This window comes from Dolichospermum circinale AWQC310F, from assembly GCF_000426925.1.
GTDB classification, from domain to species: Bacteria; Cyanobacteriota; Cyanobacteriia; order Cyanobacteriales; family Nostocaceae; genus Dolichospermum; species Dolichospermum circinale.
Genome location: NZ_APIZ01000350.1, coordinates 1 through 2,164, shown reverse-complemented (window position 1 = coordinate 2,164; position 2,164 = coordinate 1). Strand labels below are relative to the sequence as shown.

Below are 2,164 nucleotides of genomic sequence, written 5' to 3'. Positions count from 1 at the left end.
TCGCTTCCCACCTATCCTGCGCAAGCCAAGCCCGAACACAATTCCAGGCTACAGTAAAGCTTCATAGGGTCTTTCTGTCCAGGTGCAGGCAGTCCGTATCTTCACAGACATTCCTATTTCGCCGAGTCTCTCTCTGAGACACCATCCAAATCGTTACGCCTTTCGTGCGGGTCGGAACTTACCCGACAAGGAATTTCGCTACCTTAGGACCGTTATAGTTACGGCCGCCGTTCACCGGGGCTTCGGTCGCCAGCTTCACTAACGCTAACCAGCTTCCTTAACCTTCCGGCACTGGGCAGGCGTCAGCCCCCATACGTCCTCTTGCGAGTTAGCGGAGACCTGTGTTTTTGGTAAACAGTCGCTTGGATCTCTTCACTGCGACCCACGTCTGAGGTGGGCACCCCTTCTTCCGAAGTTACGGGGCCATTTTGCCGAGTTCCTTAGAGAGAGTTATCTCGCGCCCCTTGGTATTCTCAACCTCCCTACCTGTGTCGGTTTCGGGTACGGGTGTTCTATCTTCATCACATACACAGCTTTTCTTGGCACTTTCCTTCACCACTCGGAGTTCGTAAACCCCTCCCAAACCAATTAGGGTATGGCTATCTTTCATGCGTCCCTGCCTATGCTCCCACAGAACAGTAAGTGACTATTGACACTTTGTCCATCGACTACGCCTTTCGGCCTCGCCTTAGGTCCCGACTAACCCAGAGGGGACGAACCTGGCTCTGGAACCCTTAGGGTTTCGGGGTGTATGATTCTCACATACATTTGCGCTACTCAAGCCGACATTCTCACTTCCGTTTCGTCCACAGCTGCTTGCCGCTACTGCTTCTCCCTACTACGGAACGCTCCCCTACCGATTATGATTAGTAATCCCACAGCTTCGGTACATCACTTAGCCCCGTTCATTTTCGGCGCAAGAACGCTTGACTAGTGAGCTATTACGCACTCTTTCAAGGGTGGCTGCTTCTAGGCAAACCTCCTAGTTGTCTAGGCATTCTCACCTCCTTTATCACTTAGTGATGATTTGGGGACCTTAGCTGGTGGTCTGGGCTGTTTCCCTCTTGACAATGAAGCTTATCCCCCACTGTCTCACTGGCAATGTGTTCTCTGGGTATTCTGAGTTTGTCTCGATTTGGTACCGGTCTCCCAGCCCGCACCGAAACAGTGCTTTACCCCCCAGATTTAATCATTACCGCTGCGCCTCAACACATTTCGGGGAGAACCAGCTAGCTCCTGGTTCGATTGGTATTTCACCCCTAACCACACCTCATCCGCTGATTTTTCAACATCAGTCGGTTCGGACCTCCACTTGGTGTTACCCAAGCTTCATCCTGGACATGGTTAGATCACCAGGGTTCGGGTCTATAAACACTGATTTTCGCCCTCTTCAGACTCGGTTTCCCTTTGGCTCCAGCATTCTCGCTTTAACCTACCAGTGCCTATAAGTCGCCGGCTCATTCTTCAACAGGCACGCGGTCATCCGTTTAATCGGACTCCCACTGCTTGTAAGCTTATGGTTTCATGTTCTATTTCACTCCCCTCCCGGGGTTCTTTTCACCTTTCCCTCGCGGTACTTGTTCTCTATCGGTCACACAGTAGTATTTAGCCTTACGAGGTGGTCCTCGCTGATTCATACGGAATTCCTCGTGCTCCGTACTACTCGGGATGCAGCTACTATCCTTTGACTTTCAACTACGGGACTTTCACCCCCTCTGGTACAGTATTTAGCTGTTTCGTCTAGTCTCAGTGATTCGACATCGCTGTCCCACTACCCCAACAAGTAAACTCGTTGGTTTAGGCTTTTCCCCTTTCGCTCACCACTACTTAGGGAATCTCTGTTTTGATTTCTCTTCCTCCAGCTACTAAGATGTTTCAGTTCGCTGGGTTGGCTCTTTCCTGTCTATATATTCAACAGGTAGTATTTAGGGTTGCCCCATTCGGATATTTCCGGCTCTTCGTTTGCTTCCAACTCCCCGGAACATTTCGTCGGTAACCACGTCCTTCTTCGCCTCTGTGTGCCTAGGTATCCACCATTAGCCCTTATTAGCTTGACCACAATTTTTCTTTGCTTTCACATCCATTTAAATGTCTGTGTCTGCCTGCTTTTTCTCGTTCTCTTATGCAGTTTTCAAGGTTCTGGCTGGAATTTCATCCAGCAGTC

1 rRNA gene is annotated in these 2,164 nt (G+C 50.2%); it reads right to left on the bottom strand.

The annotated features are described in order from the left end of the window. A 23S ribosomal RNA gene (locus ACIR310F_RS0100350) occupies positions 1–2,057 on the bottom strand; the annotation flags it as partial. Between the last annotated feature and the right edge of the window lie 107 nt (positions 2,058–2,164).